At 64.4% G+C, this 16,247-nt stretch carries 11 protein-coding genes; 7 read left to right on the forward strand and 4 right to left on the reverse strand.

Annotated features, from left to right (window positions below):
• Positions 1-310 precede the first annotated feature (310 nt).
• From DVS29_RS32380 to DVS29_RS32400, 5 genes are all read left to right on the forward strand, one after another.
• Positions 311-2,299: an amylo-alpha-1,6-glucosidase gene (locus tag DVS29_RS32380; RefSeq protein ID WP_118184608.1), complete on the forward strand. Its 1,989-nt coding sequence runs from the start codon at positions 311-313 to the stop codon at positions 2,297-2,299.
• Positions 2,300-2,403: 104 nt separating this feature from the next.
• Entirely contained in the window at positions 2,404-5,121 is a 2,718-nt protein-coding gene (locus DVS29_RS32385) for an MGH1-like glycoside hydrolase domain-containing protein (RefSeq protein ID WP_118184609.1), read from the forward strand.
• Positions 5,122-5,331: 210 nt separating this feature from the next.
• The gene (locus DVS29_RS32390) at positions 5,332-5,961 is read left to right on the forward strand and encodes a DUF4062 domain-containing protein (protein ID WP_118184610.1); all 630 of its coding nucleotides are present in this window, start codon (positions 5,332-5,334) and stop codon (positions 5,959-5,961) included.
• Positions 5,954-7,456: a Fic family protein gene (locus DVS29_RS32395; protein WP_118184611.1), complete on the forward strand. Its 1,503-nt coding sequence runs from the start codon at positions 5,954-5,956 to the stop codon at positions 7,454-7,456. Before DVS29_RS32390 ends, DVS29_RS32395 begins: the two co-directional genes overlap by 8 nt.
• A 71-nt stretch (positions 7,457-7,527) precedes the next feature.
• Positions 7,528-8,448 (forward strand): SMP-30/gluconolactonase/LRE family protein, encoded by a 921-nt coding sequence (locus tag DVS29_RS32400; protein WP_118184612.1) that lies wholly within the window; start codon positions 7,528-7,530, stop codon positions 8,446-8,448.
• Between the two features lie 32 nt (positions 8,449-8,480).
• On the opposite strand, the gene DVS29_RS32405 is transcribed toward DVS29_RS32400, so the two are convergent.
• Positions 8,481-10,034 (reverse strand): UxaA family hydrolase, encoded by a 1,554-nt coding sequence (locus tag DVS29_RS32405; protein ID WP_118184613.1) that lies wholly within the window; start codon positions 10,032-10,034, stop codon positions 8,481-8,483.
• A gap of 64 nt (positions 10,035-10,098) precedes the next feature.
• On the reverse strand, positions 10,099-11,121 hold the full coding sequence (locus tag DVS29_RS32410; protein WP_118184614.1) for a zinc-binding alcohol dehydrogenase family protein: 1,023 nt from the start codon (positions 11,119-11,121) through the stop codon (positions 10,099-10,101).
• Between the two features lie 151 nt (positions 11,122-11,272).
• On the opposite strand from DVS29_RS32410, the gene DVS29_RS32415 reads away from it, so the two are divergent.
• Positions 11,273-11,971: a FadR/GntR family transcriptional regulator gene (locus DVS29_RS32415; RefSeq protein ID WP_118184616.1), complete on the forward strand. Its 699-nt coding sequence runs from the start codon at positions 11,273-11,275 to the stop codon at positions 11,969-11,971.
• Positions 11,972-12,002: 31 nt separating this feature from the next.
• Here the strand turns inward: DVS29_RS32415 and DVS29_RS32420 are convergent, their stop codons facing one another.
• Both DVS29_RS32420 and DVS29_RS32425 read right to left on the reverse strand, forming a co-directional pair.
• The gene (locus DVS29_RS32420; protein ID WP_118184618.1) at positions 12,003-13,178 is read right to left on the reverse strand and encodes an acetate/propionate family kinase; all 1,176 of its coding nucleotides are present in this window, start codon (positions 13,176-13,178) and stop codon (positions 12,003-12,005) included.
• Positions 13,175-15,556 (reverse strand): phosphoketolase family protein, encoded by a 2,382-nt coding sequence (locus DVS29_RS32425; RefSeq protein WP_118184620.1) that lies wholly within the window; start codon positions 15,554-15,556, stop codon positions 13,175-13,177. Before DVS29_RS32425 ends, DVS29_RS32420 begins: the two co-directional genes overlap by 4 nt.
• 383 nt (positions 15,557-15,939) lie before the next feature.
• Between DVS29_RS32425 and DVS29_RS32430 the strand changes: the two genes are divergently transcribed.
• Positions 15,940-16,230, forward strand: a complete 291-nt coding sequence (locus tag DVS29_RS32430; protein ID WP_118184622.1) for a hypothetical protein — start codon at positions 15,940-15,942, stop codon at positions 16,228-16,230.
• Positions 16,231-16,247 lie beyond the last annotated feature (17 nt).

Here is a 16,247-nt window from a genome sequence, read left to right on the forward strand (position 1 = left end):
GCGCAATAATGAAATGACCGCTACTGCGCCGCGACAGTTCAATCGGTTTTGCGCGTGATGCGGTTGCTGCCCGCGTATTGCCTGTGTCCGGTCGGGCCGCGTGGCACGGGTCGGCGCGCATGCCGGGCCGTAACCTGTTTGTCATGTTGCGGCGCGGCGCGCATGCGTGCGTGCGTTACCTGAGTCCGGAGTCAACGCCCAAGCAAGCGTCGCACCCGCCTGGTACTCGCACCTTGCTGCTTCACGCCGCGTCGGTGCGCTTCACTTCCTTTACACTCGGCCCAACGCGACTTCACGAACCGCCATCACGATGACGCATTTCGACAGCCCCTTCGATGCCGCCCGCCTCGATGACGAATGGCTCGAAGCGGACGGCTTCGGCGGCTTCGCGTCGGGCACCGTCGGCACCGCGCGCACGCGCCGCTATCACGCGCTGCTGCTCGCGGCGACGCAGCCGCCGGCGGGCCGCGTGGTGCTCGTCAACGGCGTCGAAGCATGGCTCGAACGCGGCGACACACGCATTCCGCTGACGATGCAGCGCTATGCGCCCGACCTGCTCTACCCCGACACCAGCGGCGCGCTGGCAAGCTTCGATACGTCGCCGTGGCCGACGTGGCGCTATCGCATCGGCGACGACGCGGTGCTCGTCGCGGAACTGTTCGTCGCGAAAGCCAGCTGCGAGACGGTACTGCGCTGGCGTCTCGAGGCGCCGTCAGGAACATCCGCCGCGTCCTCGTCAAACGATACCCCCTCTGCGTGGACGCTGAAAGTCCGACCGCTGCTGTCGGGCCGCGACTATCACGCGCTGCACCACGAGAATCACGCGTTCAGCTTTGCCGCGCAGCAGGACGGCGAACGGGTGCGCTGGCAGCCGTATGGCGACCGCCCCGCCATCGTCGCGCAGTCGAATGGCAGCTATACGCACGCGCCCGACTGGTACCGCAACTTCTGCTACCCGCGCGAACGCGAGCGCGGTCTCGACTGCATCGAAGACCTCGCAACGCCCGGCGTGTTCGTCTTCGATCTCGCGCGCGGCGACGCGGTGCTGCTGTTGCGCGCGGAACGGCCGGATGGTTCACACGCCAGCCAGGACGCGAGCGGCAACGCCACAGTCCACGCCGCGCTGTTCGCGGGCTTCGAGGAACTGCGGCGCGCGTCGCTTGGGTCGCGCCTTGAACGCTCAGCGGATGCTTTCGTGGTATCGCGCGGCGACGGCCGCACGATTCTCGCGGGCTTTCCGTGGTTCACCGACTGGGGCCGCGACACCTTCATCGCGATGCGCGGCCTGCTGCTCGCGCGCGGCCGCTACGAAGACGCCGGCGCGATCCTGCTCGAATGGGCGGCAACGCTCTCCGAAGGCATGCTGCCCAACCGCTTTCCCGATAGCGGCGACACGCTCGAGTACAACGCGGTCGATGCATCGCTGTGGTTCGTCATCGCTGTACATGACTATTGCGCGGCTACAAGTGTGCCGCCCGAAACGCAACGCATGCTGCGAAGCGCGGTCGACACCATCCTCGACGGCTATGCGCGCGGCACGCGCTACCAGATCGCAATGGATCCGCAGGATGGCCTGCTCTCGGCCGGCGTACCCGGCGTGCAGCTCACGTGGATGGACGCGAAGGCCGGCGACTGGGTCGTGACGCCGCGCGTCGGCAAGCCGGTCGAAGTGCAGGCGCTGTGGATCAACGCGCTGCGGATCGCAAGCGAGTGGGACGCGCGCTGGCGCGAACCCGCGGAACGCGCGAGCGCGTCGTTCGCCGCGCGTTTCGTCGATCTGACTACAGGCGCGCTCTACGACGTGATCGACGCCGATCACGCTGCAGGCAACGTCGATCGTTCGATCCGGCCGAACCAGATCTTCGCGGTGGGCGGGCTGCCGTTCGCGCTGGTCGATGGCGATACGGCGCGAGCGGTGCTCGCGCAGGTCGAAACGAATCTGCTGACACCGCTCGGGCTGCGCACGCTCGCGCCATCCGACCGTGCATATCGCGGCCGGTATCAGGGCGGCGTGATGGAGCGCGACGGCGCCTATCATCAGGGCACCGTATGGCCGTGGCTGATCGGTCCGTTCGTCGAAGCGTGGCTGCGTGTGAACGGCAACGGCGATGCGCAGCGCGCGGAAGCGCACGCGCGTTTCGTCACGCCATTGCTCGCGCATCTCGACACTGCCGGGCTCGATCATCTATCCGAAGTCGCCGACGGCGACGCGCCGCACACGCCGGGCGGCACGCCATTCCAGGCATGGTCGCTCGGCGAACTGTTGCGGATCGGGAAACTGCTCGGCGACGTCGGCTAGCGCACCGCATCGCGTCATGCAGATTGCCGCGCAGGCAACCCGTAAACCGCGCTAGCATTGTGGCTCCCGACGCGCTCGCGCGCCGCCCGACAAGGAGGACCCTCATGCTTCAGCGTGCCTGCGGCCTGCTGGAAACCGTCGAAGGCAAACGCCTGCACTCGCCTGACTACGCCCGCTGGCAACGCTGGGGACCCTACCTGAGCGAGCGCCAGTGGGGCACGGTGCGCGAGGACTACAGCGAGCACGGCACCGCGTGGGACTACTTTCCGCACGACCATGCGCGGATGCGCGCGTACCGCTGGGGCGAAGACGGTATCGCCGGGTTCTCCGACGAGCACCTCGGCTGGTGCTTTTCAGTCGCGCTGTGGAACGGCCACGATCCGATCATCAAGGAGCGGCTGTTCGGTCTCACGAACGAGCAGGGCAATCACGGCGAGGACGTGAAGGAGCTGTACTTCTATGTGGACGGCACGCCGACGCATTCGTACATGCGGATGCTCTACAAGTACCCGCAGGCCGCGTATCCGTACCAGGACCTGATCGACGAGAACGCGCGGCGCGGCACCGGCATGCCCGAATACGAGATCCTCGATACCGGCGTGTTCGACGACGAGCGCTATTTCGACGTGACCGTCGAATACGCGAAGCACACGCCCGAAGACATCGTGATGCGCGTGACGGTGGAGAACCGCGCGGGGCAGATCGCATCGCTCGACGTGCTGCCGCAGATCTGGGCGCGCAATTCGTGGTCGTGGAAGCCGGTCAAGGTAAAGCCTTCGCTCACGCTGATGCAGTCGCCGCAACCGCATCTGGTCGCGCACAACGAAGGCCACGACCCGCTCGTCGTGACGGCCGCGACGAAAGACGGCCAGCCCGTCGAGTGGCTGTTCTGCGAAAACGATACCAACGTGAAGCGGATGTACGGCATGGACAGCGAAGGCCCGTTCAAGGACGGCTTCAACGACTACGTCGTGCACGGCGACGCGAACGCCGTGCGGCGCGACACCGGCACGAAGGCCGCGGCGCGCGTGCATGTCGAGCTCGAAGCGTACGGGAAGGCGGTCATCACGTTCCGCTGGCGCCCACAGTCGGCGCCGGACGACACGCCGCTCGATATCGATTCGCTGTTCGCGCATCGCATCGCCGAAGCGGACGAGTTCTACGACGCGCTGCAGCGCGACATCGACGGCGCCGATGCGCGGCTCGTGCAGCGCCAGGCGCTCGCGGGCCTGTTGTGGTCGAAACAGTACTACCAGTACGACGTGCACCGCTGGCTGTCGGGCGACCCGCTGCAGCCCATGCCATCCCCTGACCGGCTGCGCGGCCGCAACACCGACTGGCAACATCTGTGCAACGCAGACATCCTGTCGATGCCGGACAAATGGGAGTACCCGTGGTACGCATCGTGGGACCTCGCGTTCCAGGCCGTCGCGTTCGCGCTGATCGACCCGGCGTTCGCGAAGAAACAGCTGCTGCTGCTCGTGAAAGACCGCTATCAGCATCCGAACGGCCAGCTGCCCGCGTACGAATGGGCATTCGGCGACGCGAATCCTCCTGTGCATGCGTGGGCCACGTGGCGCGTGTACGAGATCGACCGCTCGATCACCGGCAAGCCCGACCGCGACTTCCTCGAACTCGTATTTCACAAGCTGCTGCTGAATTTCTCGTGGTGGGTGAACCGCAAGGACGCCGACGGCCACAACATTTTCCAGGGCGGCTTTCTCGGTCTCGACAACGTCGGCATCTTCGACCGTTCGTCGCCGCTGCCCACCGGCGGCCACATCGATCAGGCGGACGGCACTGCTTGGATGGCCGCGTATGCGCTCGACCTGATGCGGATGGCGCTCGAACTCGCATTCGCGAACCAGGTATTCGTCGATATCGGCGTGAAGTTCTTCGAGCACTTCCTGTACATCGCAGGCGCGGTGAGTTGCGACGACGGCTGCGACACGGGCCTGTGGGATAGCGTGGACGAGTTTTTCTACGACAAGCTGCGGCTGCCCGACGGCACCAGCACGCCGCTCAGGATGCGCTCGATCGTCGGGCTGATTCCGCTCTTCGCGGTGCGCGTGCTGGAAGAGCACGTGCACGGCAACCTGCCTGGCTTGCGCGATCGCCTCGTCTGGTTCCTGAGTCACCGGCCCGATCTCGCGCGGCTGGTGTCGCGCTGGAACGAACCCGGCAAGGGCAATGCGCTGTTGCTGTCGCTGCTGCGCGGACACCGGATGAAAGCGCTGCTCAGGCGCGTGCTCGACGAAAGCGAATTTCTGTCGGAGCACGGCGTGCGCGCGCTGTCGCGCAAGCATCTCGACGAGCCGTTCGTGTATCGCTACAACGGCTGCAGTTTCGGCGTGCAATACCTGCCAGCAGAATCGGACTCGCGCGTGTTCGGCGGCAATTCGAACTGGCGCGGCCCGATCTGGATGCCGGTCAACTACCTGCTGATCGAGTCGGTCTACGAGTTTCACCGCTATTACGGCGACGATTTTCTCGTCGAGTATCCAACCGGCTCCGGCAAAAAGCTGACGCTTCAGCAGATAGGCGACGAACTCGCGCGCCGCGTCACCACGCTGTTCCTGCTCGACCGCAACAACGAGCGGCCGGTGATGGGCGCGTATCCGCTATTGCAGGCGGACCCGCGCTGCCGCGATCTGGTGCTGTTCCATGAGTATTTCCATGGCGACAACGGGCGCGGCGTCGGCGCATCGCATCAGACCGGCTGGACGGGGCTCGTCGCGCTGTTGCTGCAGCCGCGCATGATGAGCCCGTCGGGCAACGTGCCTGTGGCGGGAGAAATCGAAGAGGTGGCGGCGGTGAAGTAAGCGAGGCTGAAGCCGCCTTCGTCGATGTCCCATCCAGCCCGCGGGCTTCAGGTTAAAATTAGTGACGCATGTATGCACCATCCGGTAACGGCGTGCAATCCGTGTTGGTTTGCCGCTGTCTTCAATGAGCGGGGTCCCGATCGTCGTGAAAGGCAACACACGATACGAAAACCCGCTCGGTACCGAAGCTCGAAACTGGTTTGGTGTCGCATGAGTGAAAAGCTGAAACTGATGGTGTCATCGACCGTATATGGAGTCGAGGAACTGCTTGATCGCGTCTACGCGCTACTCACCTCGTTCGGGTACGAGGTCTGGATGTCCCACAAGGGAACCGTTCCAGTTTCTTCTTCGGAGTCAGCGTTCGGCTCCTGTCTCGCGGCGGTCGAACAATGCGATCTGTTCCTCGGCATCATTACGCCGCAGTACGGCAGCGGCATCAATGAATCGGACCTGTCGATCACCCACCAGGAAATGGTCAAGGCGATCGAACTGAACAAGCCCCGCTGGTTCCTCGCGCACGATCACGTCGTATTTGCTCGCCGCCTGCTGATGGACCTGAATTATCGCGACCGGTCGGCAAGGCAGACATTGAAGTTGAAACCGAGGTCCACGTCCATCAGCGACCTGCGCATTATCGACATGTATGAGGACGCAACCATGGAGCAACTGCCATTGGACGAGCGCCAGGGAAACTGGGTCCAGAAATTCGACCGCGACGAGGATGCCAACCTGTTCGTCGTCGCCCAGTTTTCGCGTTATCAGGATGTCGAGCGGCGCCTGCACGAAGCCTTCGCCAACAGCAGCCAGATGGAGTCGCGCATCCGAGGTCGGAATGAGTAAATCGCTTTCGGAAGTCAAAAGGCTGCTGACCTTGGGTGAAGGCCAGACAGTCGAGTTCAAGGCAACGCCGACACCCGATTCCTGTGGCCCGATAGTCTGCGCGTTTCTCAATTCGCGCGGCGGTTATCTCGTTTGCGGCGTGGAAGACGACGGCGAAGTGCTCGGCATCGAGCAGGCCGAAGAGAGCGCGCTCAACCTCGACGGTGCACTCAAGGCCGGCATACAGCCGCCGGTATTGTTCTCGGTCGATATTCAGGAGATCGGGCAAAAGAAAATCCTGGTCGTCGAGGTGCCTGCGGGCAAGGACATACCGTACGCGTATCGGGATGACATTTTCACGCGGGACAGCGAGGTTACACGCAAGGCGGACGTCAATACCATCCGCGACATGGTGCTGAGAAAACAGATTGAGCCGGAACGTTGGGAACGCCGGTTTTCGCCTGAGCTCGAACCAGACAATCTTTCTCCGGTTGCATGCGGGAGACTTTTGACTGCAAAGCGCATTCCGGTCCAGGTAAGACAGGTCCCGCAGGACCTCATGCATCAACTGCAGTTGCTGTCGTTGGCCAGATATGGACGTTTCACGAACGCGGCCGACGTTCTTCTATCGATCGACCCTGCGCGCCGACATCCCCAAGCCAGAGTACGTGCCGTCTGCTTTCGGCAGAAAGCATCGGACGAATATGAGGACCTGCAGCACCTCGAAGGGCCGATGACGGACGTCATCGAGCAACTCTATGCGTTCGTCGTTCGAAACACGCCGCAGCGCGCCGTGTTCCCGACTTCGAGCAATCAGAGAGAGGACAAATCGCTTTACCCCGAACGCGCGATCCGCGAGGCGATCGTCAATGCGTTTGCACATCGCGACTACAGCAACTTCGCCGGCGGCATCAAGGTCGAAATCTCGAGCGAGAGACTGCAGATCTGGAATTCCGGCGGATTTCCTCCCGGCATGGACGAAGCAAAACTGCACGAAGGACATATTTCGGTGCTCCGCAACCCGGACATCGCCCATGCGCTCTACCTTCAGGGCTACATGGAAAAGCTGGGGCGCGGGAGCGTGGTGATTCAGGAGGCCTGCCGTCTGGCCAATCTGCCGCCGCCCCGATGGGAGTCGGATCCGACGGGCGGCGTCACCCTTACGTTCCTCGCCCCGAAGAACACCCCTGAAGTCACCCCGGAAGTCACCCCGGAAGTCACCCCGGAAGTCACCCCGGAAGTCACCCCGGAAGTCACCCCGGAAGTCACCCCGGAAGTCACCCCGGAAGTCACGAGGTTGCTGCTTTCGATGGCCGATGAACAGAGCCGCGTCGAAATCCAGCAGCAGCTACGACTAAGCGACCCCGACCACTTCCGGAAAAGCTACCTTGCGCCCGCTCTGGAATTGGGCCTGATCGAGATGACCGTTCCGGAAAAACCAACCAGCCGACTCCAGAAATATCGCCTCACGCGGCTGGGGCTTGCGAAGCGGCAAAATCTGCTGGCGAAAGGATGATGCCTGCTCATGAGACGCCCGACGGATTTTCCGTGTAATCGACTGCTCGAATCTTCCTGGCCAACACGCCCATGAACCCGAACGAATACGAAATCCACGACGCGCGTTTCCGCGCGCTGCTGCAACCGAATGCCTTCATGGAGAAGCTCGCCGGTGGCTGCCGGTGGTCCGAAGGGCCGGTGTGGTTTCCAGCCGCGAACTTCCTCGCATGGAGCGACATTCCGAACAACCGGATGATGCGCTGGGTGCCGGACGTCGGCGTGGGCGTGTTCCGCGCAAACGCGAACTTCAGCAACGGCAATACGCTCGACCGCGAATGCCGGCTCGTCACCTGCGAGCACGGCACACGCCGCGTCACGCGCACCGAGCACGACGGCAGCATCACCGCAATCACCGATCGTTTCGAAGGGCACCGGCTCAATTCGCCGAATGACGTCGTCGTGCATTCGGACGGCTCGATCTGGTTCACCGATCCCGACTACGGCATCCTGAGCGACTACGAAGGCTATCGCGCGCCGAGCGAGGTGGGCCGCTGCAACGTGTATCGCGTGTCGCCGGCGGACGGCAAGGTCGAATGCGTCGCCGACGACTTCGCGAAGCCCAACGGCCTCGCGTTCTCTCCGGACGAAACGCAGCTCTACGTCGCCGATTCGGGCGCCTCGCATATCGACAACGGCCCGCGTCACATCCGCGTGTTCGATGTGGACAGCAGCGGCAAGCTGCGCAATTCGCGCGTTTTCAAGGACGTATTGCCCGGCGTGCCGGACGGCATGCGCCTGGACGAACACGGCAACGTGTGGACGAGCGCCGCGGATGGCATCCACTGCTATGCGCCCGACGGCACGCTGCTCGGCAAGATTCTCGTGCCGGAGACGGTGGCGAACCTCGTATTCGGCGGCCCGAACCGCAACCGGCTGTTCATTGCCGCGAGCACGTCGCTGTATTCGCTGTATGTGGGCGTGCGCGGCGCGGCGAGGCCGTCCACGAAGTGAGGTCTTGAAGAAGCACGCCCTGAAGCCGCGGCTCAGGTCACCACGCCCACCTGCCACGGCACGAACTCGCTCTGCCCGTAGCCGTGCAGTTCGCTCTTCGAGCGCGTGCCGGATGCGCAGTCGAGCATCATCTGGAAGATCTCCGCGCCGAGCTGATCGATCGACGCGCTGCCGTCGATCACGCCGCCGCAGTTGATGTCGATATCGTCTTCCTGGCGCATCCAGAGCGCCGTGTTGGTGGCGAGCTTCAGCGAAGGCGACGGCGCGCAGCCATATGCGGAGCCGCGCCCCGTCGTGAAGCAGATCAGGTTCGCGCCGGATGCGACCTGCCCTGTCGCCGACATCGGATCGTAGCCGGGCGAATCCATGAACACGAAGCCCTTCGCGCGGATCGGTTCGGCGTACTCGTACACGTCGACGAGATTCGTCGTGCCGCCCTTCGCGACCGCGCCGAGCGACTTCTCGAGAATCGTCGTGAGGCCGCCCACCTTGTTGCCCGCCGACGGATTGTTGTCCATCGCCGCGCCGTTGCGCTGGCAGTAGTCCTGCCACCACGCGATGCGCGCGAGCAGCTTCTCGCCCACTTCACGACTCACCGCGCGGCGCGTCAGCAGATGTTCGGCGCCGTACACCTCTGGCGTCTCCGACAGGATCGCGGTACCGCCGTGCTGCACCAGGCGGTCCACCGCCGCGCCGAGCGCCGGGTTCGCCGAGATGCCCGAGTAGCCGTCCGAGCCGCCGCATTGCAGGCCGACCATCAGGTGCGAGGCCGGCACGCGCTCACGCGCCGAGCGGTTCGCGTCAACCAGCATCTCGCGCACCACCGCGATGCCGCGTTCCACCGTCTTCTTCGTGCCGCCGCTTTCCTGGATCGTGAAGCTGCGCAGTTGCGCGTTGCCATGCTGCACGCCGCCCGATTCGAGCACGCCGCCGATCTGGTTGGTCTCGCAGCCGAGACCCACGAACAGCACCGACGCGAAGTTCGGATGATCGGCGTAGCCCGCCAGCGTGCGCCGCAGGATCGTGATGCCCTCGCCCTGCGAATCGATGCCGCAACCCAGACCGTGCGTGAGCGCGATCACGCCGTCAACGTTCGGGAAGTCGGCGAGTTCTTCCGGATGCACGTCGCGCCGGAAGTGATCCGCGATCGAGCGCGCCACCGTCGCTGAGCAGTTGACGCTCGTCAGGATACCGATGAAATTGCGCGTCGCGACGCGGCCGTCCGCGCGGCGATAGCCCATGAAATGCGCGGGCTCCGCGACCGCCGCGGTGGTGTGCAGATCGACGCCGAATTCATGTTCGCGCGCGAACTCGGCCATGCCCAGGTTGTGCGTGTGCACATGCTGCCCACGCGTGATCGCTTCGCGCGCGACGCCGATGATCTGGTTGTAGCGCTTCACCGGCTCACCCGCCGCGATTGCGCGCGTCGCGACCTTGTGGCCGGGCGGAATCATGCCCGCCACCACGAGATCCTCCGAATCGATGCGCGTGCCGGGCAGCAGCTGACGCGTCGCGATGACGACGTCGTCTTTCGGATGCAGACGGATCACGACATGCGCCGCGCCGGTTGTGTTGGGGTTCTGCATGGGATCACCTCGAAAGCAGGAACAAGCGAAATCAAGCGGGATCAAGCGGAAATACAAATAAGACCTAGCAGGTGACGAGCGCCTTGATGACGCCGGCGCTTGCATCCAGCAGCTTCAGGAAATCGTCCGGAAGGTTCTCCAGCGCAAGCGTATGCGTGTTCAGCGCATCCGTCGGAATCTTGCCCGCGCGCATCGCGGCGAGCACCGTTTCGAAGTCGGCCACGGTTGCGTTGCGGCTCGCGAGCAACGTGGTTTCGCGTTTGTGGAACTCCGGATCCGAGAACGTGATCGTGCTGCTCACAATCGAGATCAGCACATATTTGCCGCCGTGCGCGACGAAGCGGAAGCCGCGTTCCATCGCCTTCGCATTGCCGGTCGCGTCGAACACCACGTCGAAGAATTCGTTGTCGGTCACGCGCGCGAGCGTGTCGACGTCGTGCGCCGCTTCCGTCGTGTCGAGCTTGACCGTGTAATCGGCGCCCAGCGCGCGCTCGCAGACCGCGAGGCGATCGTCGCGCGAATCGAGCACCGTAACCTGCGCGCCGCGCAGCTTCGCGAAGATCAACGCGGCCATGCCGATCGGCCCCGCACCGACCACCAGCGCACGCTGACCCTTCGCGACATCGGCGCGTGACACCGCATGCGCGCCGATGGCAAGAAATTCGAGCATCGCGGCCTGTTCGAGCGTCACGCCTTCCGCCTTGAACACGAATGCCTGCGGCACCGCGAGATATTCGACCATGCCGCCGTCCGCATGCACGCCGAGCACGCGGATATTCGCGCAGCAGTTCGTCTTGCCGGCCCGGCACGCCACACACTGGCCGCACGACAGATACGGCATCACGTACACCTGGTCGCCCGCGCTCACGCGCGCGCCGGGCGGCGCCGCTTCGACGATGCCGGACAGCTCGTGCCCCATCACGCGCGGATACGCGAGATACGGCTGATTGCCCGTGAAGATGTGCAGATCCGTGCCGCACACGCCCACGCGCTTCACGCGGATCAGCACGTCGTCCGGGCCGGCTTCGGGCGCCGGCCGCTCCGCGACGGTGAGTTTGCCGGGTTGTTCGCAGATAACGGTTTTCATAGCGCGGTTTTCATAGCAGTTGACGTCTGGCCTGACCAGATTGAAAAATAAGTTTATTCTGAAAATTGGTCAAGCCAGTGCGATCACTTATGCTAGAGTCCGCGCCGAACCGGTCTGGCCTTCAGCCCCACGCGCCACCTAGGCATCGACCATGAAATCGACAGAACCCAAGCGGCTGTATCAGGCCGTCGCCGCGCAGATTCTCGCGCTGATCCGTCAGGGCGAATTCCCGACCGGTGCGCGCCTGCCGCCGGAGCGCGAACTCGCGCAACGCCTCGGCGTGTCGCGGCCTTCATTGCGCGAAGCGCTGATTGCGCTGGAGATCGGCGGGCGGGTGGAAATCCGCATGGGCTCGGGCGTCTACGTTCGCGACGACGGCACAGGCAGCGACAACGACACCGAGCTCGCCGCGCTGGGCGAAAGCCCGTCCGAACTGATGCAGGCGCGCGCGGCAATCGAAGGCGCGCTGATCGTGATGGCCGCCGCGCGCATGACGGGCGCGACGCTCGACAAGCTGCAGCGCTGCGTCGAACGCATGGGGCGGCTCGCCGCGGCCGGCAAGTCGCCGGTCGATGCGGACCGCCAGTTCCATCTGCTGATCGCGGAGACCGCGGGTAATTCGGTGCTGACCCGCTTCGTCGGCGAGTTGTACGACAGCCGGCACGATCCGATCGCGACCGCGATGCGCGGTCACACGGAGGGCCCGGAGACGTGGTCCGCGGCCGTGCGTGAGCATACGGAAGTGGTCAAGGCGCTGCAGGCCGCCGACCCGATCGCCGCGCAGACCGCGATTCGCGCGCATCTGATGGCGTCCGAAGAACGCTGGATCAGCGGCGCGCTCAAGCAATAGCGCTCAAGCAATAGCGCTCATGTGATCGTGCTCATGCAATCGTGTTAAGCAGCCCGCGGCAGATCATCGCGATCTGCCGTTCTTCTTCGCTCACGAGCACGCGCACCCGGCCGGCGGGATCATCGAGCCCGATGCCGCAGAACGCGAGGCCATCGCACACCGCGCGACGCACCTCTAGACTGTGCTCGCCGATACCGCCCGTGAACACCAGCAGATCGATGCCACCCAGCAGCGCCGCATAGCCCCCGATCGTCTTGCGCACCGCGGTCGTATAGGCGTTGATCGCGAGCGCGGCGTCGGCATCCCCTGCCCCCGCGCGCTTGACCAGCGCGCGCATGTCGCTTTCGCCGCCCGAGTAACCCGCCAGGCCGCTCTCATGATTCAGCAGCGTTTCAAGCGCATCCGCGTCGAGACGTTCGGTGCGCATCAGATGCAGCAGCACGCCGGGATCGAGATCGCCGCTGCGCGTCCCCATCGGCACGCCGCCGGTCGGCGTCATGCCCATCGACGTATCCACCGACAGCCCATCGCGCACCGCGCACACGCTCGACCCATTGCCGAGATGCGCGAACACCGCGCGCGCCGGCATCGGATGACCTAAGCGCCGCACGATCGATTCGTACGACAGCCCGTGAAAACCGTAGCGAATCACGCCCGCCTCCGCGTAACGCTTCGGCAGCGGCAGATGCGAAGCCTGCGGCGGCAGCGTTTCGTGAAAGGCCGTATCGAAGCAGACCGCCTGGCGCGCGCCGGCGAAACGGCGCGTCGCCTCGTCGATCAACGCGAGCGCCGGCGGAATGTGCAGCGGCGCGAAATGCACCGCCGCTTCGAGCTGTTCGCGCACGGCATCGGTCAGCAGCTGATGCCGGCGCAGATGCGGTCCGCCGTGCACGAGCCGATGACCGACCATCGCAGGCGATGCCCAGTCGTGTTCCTTCAGCGCATCCGCGAAACGCTGCAACGCATCCGTCTGCGATTCGAAGATACCGTCGTCGTGCAGGTCGATCGTGCCGTCGGCGGAATGCATCGTGAAGCTGCCGCTATCGTGACCGATGCCGTCCGCGCTGCCTTCCAGCAGCAACGGCAGGTCGTCGCTCGCGGTGTCGTACAGCGCGAACTTCAGCGACGACGAACCGCTGTTCAACGCCAGCACGGTACGGCGCGAGGAAGTCGAACCCGCGGAGCCCGCCGAAGACACCGCGCTCATGATTGCCATGTCCAGCCGCGGATCGCTTGCTGATCGATGCCCTCGCTGTGCGCGTACGCGAGATGCTCGATGATCTGGCCGCGCAGCCATTCCTTCGTGTGATCGCCGACGCCGCGCAGCTTCGGCACGCGGTCGATCGCATCGATCGCGAGCGAGAAGCGGTCCACCTGGTTGATGATCGCGAGCTCGAGCGGCGTATTGATGTTGCCCTTCTCGTGATAGCCATGCACGTGCATGTTCTCGTGATTCGCGCGGCGATACGTGAGCTTGTGCACGAGCGACGCATACGAGTGGAAGTTGAAGATCACCGGCTTGTCATGCGTGAAGAGGGAATCGAAATCTCGGTCCGACAGCCCATGCGGATGATCGCGATCCGGCATCAGCCGGAACAGATCGACCACGTTGACGAAGCGGATCTTCAGCGCGGGGAAGTGGTGCTTCAGGATTTCGACGGCGGCCAGCGCCTCCATCGTCGCGATGTCGCCAGCGCTTGCGATCACGACGTCGGGCTCCGCGCCCTGATCGGTCGACGCCCAGTCCCAGATGCCGATGCCTTTCGTGCAATGGGTCACGGCCGCGTCCACGTCGAGGTATTGCAGATGCGGCTGCTTGTCCGACACGATCACGTTCACGTAGTCGCGCGAACGCAGGCAATGATCGGCCACGCTCAGCAGGCAGTTCGCATCGGGCGGCAGATAGATGCGCACCACGTCCGGGCTCTTGTTCGTCACCACATCGAGAAAGCCCGGGTCCTGATGCGTGAAGCCGTTGTGATCCTGTCGCCACACCAGCGACGTGATCAGCAGGTTCAGCGACGGCACCGGCGCGCGCCAGTCGAGATCGCGCTTCGATTTCTCCAGCCACTTCGCGTGCTGGTTGAACATCGAGTCGATCACGTGCACGAACGCTTCATACGTCGCGAAGAAACCGTGACGCCCGGTCAGCAGATAGCCTTCGAGCCAGCCTTCCAGCGTGTGCTCGCTGAGCATTTCCATCACGCGGCCATCCGGCGCGAGCGCGCCGCCGTCTGCGTCGCTGGGCTCGTATTGCGCAAGCCATGTCTTGCCCGACGCTTCGTAGATCGCCGTGAGTTTGTTGCTCGCGGTTTCGTCGGGACCGAACACGCGGAAGTTGTGCATGTTCTGCCGCATCACCTCGCGCAGGAACTGGCCGAGCGCTTCGGTCGGCGACGAGTATTCGGCGGCAGGCTTGCGCGTCTCCACGCCGAACGCGCGAAAGTCCGGCATTTCGAGCGCGCGGCACAGCACGCCGCCGTTCGCATGCGGATTCGCGCTGATGCGCCGCGTGCCTTCCGGCGCCAGTGCGCGCAGTTCGGGAATCAGCACGCCTTCCTCGTCGAACAGCGTGTCGGGCTCGTAGCTGCGCAGCCAGCTTTCGACGAGCGCGAGGCTCTTTTTGTCCGTCGACGGATCGGCAATCGGCACCTGATGCGCGCGCCAGCTCCCTTCCACCTGGTGGCCATGCACTTCGCGCGGCCCCGTCCAGCCCTTCGGCGTGCGCAGCACGATCATCGGCCAGCGCGGGCGTGTCGTATCGCCCGTCTCGCGCGCGTGGCGCTGGATCGCGCGGATTTCGTCGAGACAGCGGTCGAGCGTCTCCGCCATCTTCCGATGCATCGTTTCCGGCTCGTCGCCTTCGACGAAGTACGGGCGATGGCCATAACCCGTCAGCAGCGCTTCGAGCTCTTCATGCGGGATGCGCGCGAGAATCGTCGGATTCGCGATCTTGTAGCCGTTCAGATGCAGCACCGGCAGTACCGCGCCATCGCGAACCGGGTTCAGGAATTTGTTCGAATGCCACGACGTGGCAAGCGGTCCCGTCTCCGCTTCTCCATCGCCGATCATCACGACGACGGTCAGGTCGGGGTTGTCGAACGCCGCGCCATAACCGTGCGACAGGCTGTAACCGAGTTCGCCGCCCTCGTGGATCGAGCCGGGCGTTTCCGGCGTGCAGTGCGAACCGATACCGCCCGGAAACGAGAAGCGCCGGAAGAAGCGCCGCATGCCGTCCACGCTCTGTGCGCAGTCCGGATACACCTCGGAATAATGGCCGGACAGATAGCAGTGCGCGAGCGAAGCCGGCGCGCCATGCCCAGGACCTGCGAGGTAGATCATGTCGAGATCGCGCGCCTTGATCGCGCGGTTCAGATGCACGAGCAGGAAGTTCTGGCCCGGATCGGAACCCCAATGGCCGAGCAGGCGGTTCTTCAGATGCCCAGGCTGCAGCGGCTCGCGCAGCAGCGGGTTATCGCGCAGGTAGATCATCGCGGCGGCCATGTAGTTGCTGGCGCGCCAGTAGCGGTCCATGTCGCGGAGAACGTCGGACGTCAGGGCGGTGTCGCTGGTCACTTCGGCCATCTCGCTGCTCCTTATCGATTCGAACCGCACGCATGCCGTTAAGGGTTGCGCCGCGGCGCGGTTCACCGCAGTGTTGACATGTCGCTCTCGACTGCGAACATGCTATTTCCTTCGTTCGATCATCGCTTTGACGCAAGTCATTGCGGTGACATATGCGCCGCTCCGCGCCCGCGAAGCGGCTTCACGATTGCGTTCGCCGCAAGCACATCGCGTTCCGCGCGACCCGCTGCCGTCGGCGGCCCATAGCAAAAAAGCCGGTGATCGGGCGCGATCTTTCGCGCAACGGTATGGCATGTGCTGCATAGAAGGTATCGATGCATAGCGATGAAGCTCCGCGCGGCGGACCGAGCGTCACGCCGGACCGCGGAACGGGGAGAACGGTCATGGAAAAGATGCATTTTCAGGTGAATGTCTGCGGTGGCGACTTCGATCATGTCGCCCGATGTTTCGAGCAATGGCGGCACGAACCGCTGGTCTACCGGTCCAGCGAGACCATGTTTCGCGACCGCCGCGAGGTGCGCAAGCTGACGGACGAGACCTTCGACGACGCCGAAGCGGCACGGCACGCGCTGGAAGAGCGCTGCCGTCCGTCGGACGATTTCGCGCTAGCCGCCGAAGTGGACGACGGTAGCCGCGACCTGTGGCTCGTGATGGCGGCGTATCGGGAAGGCTGATGGTGCTGCCTAGGCGC

Origin of the sequence: Paraburkholderia phosphatilytica (genome assembly GCF_003443895.1) — a bacterium.
Taxonomy (GTDB): Bacteria; Pseudomonadota; Gammaproteobacteria; order Burkholderiales; family Burkholderiaceae; genus Paraburkholderia; species Paraburkholderia phosphatilytica.